We start from the raw sequence: 4,381 nt of genomic DNA on the forward strand, positions 1-4,381 counted from the left end.
GAAGTGAGAAGTCTGTAATTTTTTCTCTATCCTCTCTCCTCTATTCTCTCTCCTCCCTCTGGGGGAAAACAAAAATATATATATTATTCCCGATTCCCGATTCCCGATTCCCTTTTTCACAAATAACCCACAACCAATAACCAATAAAATAACATTGCTCCCCATTATCTACCACCCCGATTATGTCACCCCGTTACCCGACGGTCATCGGTTTCCCATGCCCAAATTTAAGTTGTTGTGCGATTATTTACTAGACACGGGGATTATTAAACCCGAACAAATCCACCAACCGGAACGACCGCCCCACCATTGGCTAGAATTAGTCCATACTCCCGATTATGTGGCCGCCTATTGTAACGGAACATTAGACCCCAAAGCACAACGACGCATTGGCCTTCCTTGGAGTCCTGGGTTAGTGACGCGGACTTGTACCGCAGTGGGGGGGACAATTTTGGCGGCTAAATTAGCGTTAGACTATGGTATGGCCTGTAATACCGCAGGAGGGACCCATCATGCGTTTCCCGATTTTGGGTCAGGATTTTGTATTTTCAATGATTTAGCCATTGCGTCCCGTGTGTTACTCTCTTTGGGACGGGTGCAAAAAATCCTGATTGTTGATCTCGATGTCCACCAAGGAGACGGGACAGCGTTTATTTTCCAAAATGATCCGCGAGTGTTTACCTTTTCCATGCACTGTGAGGTCAATTTCCCCAGTCGTAAGCAACCCAGTGATCTCGATATCCCCCTCCCCCAAGGACTGGATGATGAGGGTTATTTGCAGATTTTAGCCCAAACTCTGCCGGATTTATTAACGGAGGTGAACCCGGATTTAGTTTTATATGATGCGGGGGTTGATGTTCATGGGGGCGATCGCTTGGGTAAACTAGCATTGAGCGATCGTGGAGTCTATCGTCGAGAAAGGTTGGTTCTTAGTTCCTGTGTGGCCGCAGGATACCCCGTTGCGTGCGTTATTGGGGGGGGATATTGTCAAGATATGTCTGCTCTAGTCTATCGTCATTCCTTGCTCCATACCGCCGCGACAGAGGTCATCTATAACGATTAACCGGATGTCACGTCACCCATTTTTAACGGGTTTTAGCGATTAGCGATTCGTCTTGGGTTCAAACCCAAGGGGATTTTCTCACGAGGAAGGGGGAAACTGGGCTAAAATCACGCGATCGCGGCCTTGTGCTTTGGCCTGATATAATGCCTCATCTGCCATCGCAATTAACCTATCACTATTTTTCCCGTGATCGGGAAATCCCGCTACCCCAAAGGAAATGGTAATCGACCCTAAATCTTGTTCGGAATAATGGACTTTTAACTGTTTAATCCCCTCTCGCAACCGTTGCGCGATGTCGTAGGTGGTGTATAAGGAACAATCCCGGATAATAATTAATAATTCTTCTCCTCCGTAACGATAGGCCGTCCCCACATCTTGGACAGTCTCTTGAATATATTGACACACTCGAATCAGTACCTCATCCCCCGCTTTATGCCCAAATTTTGTATTAAAGGCTTTAAAATGATCAATATCTCCTAAAATTAATCCAAAGGGCTGTTTGCGGTTGCTCCCATGGACTAAAACACGCTCAAAATCATCATTGAGATAACGACGGTTAAATAACCCCGTTAGGGGATCACGAATACTCTGATCATGCAAATACTGCTCCATTAAATCCCCATGTTGGGTGGCAGTTTCTAGGACAATTTGCAAATCTGCTATATCCTGTGTCACCATCCAGAGTAAAAAATGCAATGCTCTCATATTTTTGAGACGCTTCTCCATTTCTTGCTCTAATTGCTCATTGAGACGATGCAACTCCTCCTCCATCGTATCGGAATGAACGGTGACAGTTTCGAGCAAGATTTTTAAATCACTATTTTCTTGTTGTAACTGTGCCATCTGCTCATTGAGCGCGTCAATTTGCTTGAGTAATTCTGGCACTGAAGGAGGTTGCCCCGGACTGGACTGCATCATTTTTACTAGCAATGATTAATCCTCAATGAGCTATCAAGGATATCTTTAGACTTAGAAAGCATTGTACCTGATCCACTCATCCAATTTAAGGGATTAAGGAAAATAAAATATTTAATTTTATAAACAGTACAAATTACTCCCACTCTAATTGCAATTGAGGCATTAATCGTTGTAAGTTTTTGAGGGATTTTCCTTGCCAAGGAATGTCTTTTGAGCCGATAATAAATAAGGCAATATTTTTATATTGTCGAACTCGAATTACAAATTTAGATAGTACATTAATTCCAGAACTATTGAGAAACTGAAGGTTACGTAAATCTAGACTCATGGAAGTAGGTCTTTGATCCGCAATTTGATGTAATAAATCAATAATTGGTGTATATTCTTCCATGCCACTTAAACGCAGTGAACCGTGGAAAATAATGGTCTGAGTTGTGTCATCGTAGGTAACTTGATAAGTTTCTGTGGTAATATCCATACGCCTCCTATTACAATAATCAGTAGTCAGCAATCAGTAATCCGTCATTAGTAACCCGTAAACCGTCATAATTCTTTAATGTAGATTTTAGTCGATTTCTGTAAAACCCAACACAAAACTTCCGGTTTCTCCCTTACAAAGCAAGCTGTACCATGGTTGTCACCGTTGTGATGGGGGCATTTTGATCGACCAGTGTATCAAACTTCCACCCCAGTTTTGCCCCATAATCATTCATCATTGTTAAATAGCCTAACCGAGATGTGCTAGTTTCTTCTAGGGCATTTTTTTCTAATTGTAACAGCAGCATTTCTTGAGGATCAGACTGTATTAAGTCTTGAAGATAACGCTGAAACGTCTCTACTTGTTCAGCCACCACACTATTGGTTAAAGAAAAAATTAGTTGATCCGTACTAAAATATAAAGCAATACTAATAGGATAATCATAACTAGGATCATTAAACTTCATCGCATTTTCGAGTAATTCATTGGCGACATAGCTAACAGCACTTTTGATTTCGGCTTGCTGAGTCCAGCTATGGGGATTTTCGTCATCAATGGGAAAAAACGTGGTAAAATAGTCAGCGAGAAAGTCCGCCGACAAGCCATTATTCCGCCACCGTTGTTGAAGGGGGATAGAACTGGGAGAAAACCCCAGCATTAGATATTCTGGACTTTGGGGTAAAGCATCAATAAAATCACCAAAGGTTTGCTGCATTTTCTTGAGTCCGTGGACGGGGGGGTGTATGGAGTTGGACAAAATCGGCCAACTCCCTAGATTATCCATCATAATCTGTAAACAATGAGAGGGATTTGCTTTTAGGCAATGGAACAACAGGAGACCGCTACAAGGAGACAACCTATGAGCCAGAGAGGCCAGGACAATCACCCCATCTTCTCTCCAATGTAGCCTAGCTTAGACCCGTCTTGTTGGTCTTTTTTGGGGGGTTTCCCAGAGAAGATTGAGGAAACGCTGATTTTTGTACCGATGGAGTCTAAATTTCCTTGTAACAAGGGAATAACATGATTGGTTTTGAGGGTGTCCATGGTGTCTTCTGCTTTTGTTGACTGTGAGCAAACAACGACTTCCTATCAACGTCTGCAAAAGGCGTTAAGTGCAGGGTTACGTCGGCAAATTTTTTTGGCGGTGTGTGAGGAGAGTCAAGGGGAAAATTCTCCCTTGGGGACGGTGCGAGACCGCTTTTGGCAAGACCTCCAAGAGACCATTAGTGATCCGCCCTTAATTCCCATTATCCTAGAGGGAGAGAATCCGAATTTTTTAGGCGCGATCGCAGCCTACCTGAAAACCCATCCCCACCTCAACCAACAACAACCCTTTCCCACCTTTGCTATTCTGGGCATCGAGGGACTCACCCGGCAACCCGCCCTCCTGCAACAGCAATTCCTCCGTAACCTCCGCCGTCTGGCCCGTCACCTCCCCCAACTACAATTTAGTTTATTATTATGGGTCTCTCCCCCTTGGTTACACACCATCCAACAGTCGGCCCCAGAGTTTTGGCGGTGGCACAGTGGGATTTTTGAGTTAACCGCAGACTGTCTCCCCGGTGCAACCCCACCCCCCACCTCCCCCCAAGACTCCCCAGAGAAACCCATCCCCAAAGAAGGGGAGTTTCCCCTCGTTGCACTGCCGAAAAAACCGCCCCCACCTCAACCCTCCCCCGCTAAACCAGCGCAATTGGGGTTAGAAGGGGGTCATTATTGGCGCGATCGCATCGCCCAAGGGGACGGGTCCTACGACACCCTCAGCCGGGCTATAGAAGCCTATGAAAGCGCGATCGCTACCCAAGCCACCTTCTCCCTCGAAGCCGACCTCCTCAACGACTTAGGCAACTTTTACTGGATGCGGTCCCGCAGTGCCAACCGAGGAGAAGCCCCCCCAGAGCAAGCCTACCCCGACCTAGAAC

Annotated in this window: 5 protein-coding genes and 1 pseudogene; 2 read left to right on the plus strand and 4 right to left on the minus strand. The window is 45.3% G+C overall.

The features are described 5' to 3' along the window. The first annotated feature begins 154 nt into the window (after positions 1-154). Positions 155-1,063, plus strand: a complete 909-nt coding sequence (locus PN462_RS04585) for a histone deacetylase family protein (RefSeq protein WP_272126822.1) — start codon at positions 155-157, stop codon at positions 1,061-1,063. Between the two features lie 78 nt (positions 1,064-1,141). Here PN462_RS04585 and PN462_RS04590 read toward each other — a convergent pair whose 3' ends face one another. The 4 genes from PN462_RS04590 to PN462_RS04605 all read right to left on the minus strand — a co-directional run bounded on the left by PN462_RS04590 (position 1,142) and on the right by PN462_RS04605 (position 3,503). Next, positions 1,142-1,981 carry a GGDEF domain-containing protein gene (locus PN462_RS04590; RefSeq protein WP_272126823.1) on the minus strand — a complete coding sequence of 280 codons (840 nt, stop codon included), beginning with the start codon at positions 1,979-1,981 and terminating at the stop codon, positions 1,142-1,144. A 133-nt stretch (positions 1,982-2,114) separates the two neighbouring features. After that, positions 2,115-2,459, minus strand: coding sequence for a slr1659 superfamily regulator (locus PN462_RS04595; protein WP_272126825.1), 345 nt, complete (start codon positions 2,457-2,459; stop codon positions 2,115-2,117). 133 nt (positions 2,460-2,592) lie between these two features. Continuing rightward, positions 2,593-3,246 (minus strand): slr1658 superfamily regulator, encoded by a 654-nt coding sequence (locus tag PN462_RS04600; protein ID WP_272126826.1) that lies wholly within the window; start codon positions 3,244-3,246, stop codon positions 2,593-2,595. A 95-nt stretch (positions 3,247-3,341) separates the two neighbouring features. Beyond that, the gene (locus tag PN462_RS04605) at positions 3,342-3,503 is read right to left on the minus strand and encodes a hypothetical protein (protein WP_272126828.1); all 162 of its coding nucleotides are present in this window, start codon (positions 3,501-3,503) and stop codon (positions 3,342-3,344) included. Between PN462_RS04605 and PN462_RS04610 the strand changes: the two are divergent. Then, positions 3,502-4,381, plus strand: a pseudogene (locus PN462_RS04610) (hypothetical protein); the annotation flags it as partial. The gene PN462_RS04605 and the pseudogene PN462_RS04610 sit on opposite strands and share 2 nt — an antisense overlap.

This window comes from Spirulina sp. CS-785/01 (assembly GCF_028330525.1).
In the GTDB taxonomy this organism is placed as follows: Bacteria; Cyanobacteriota; Cyanobacteriia; order Cyanobacteriales; family Spirulinaceae; genus JAQMSD01.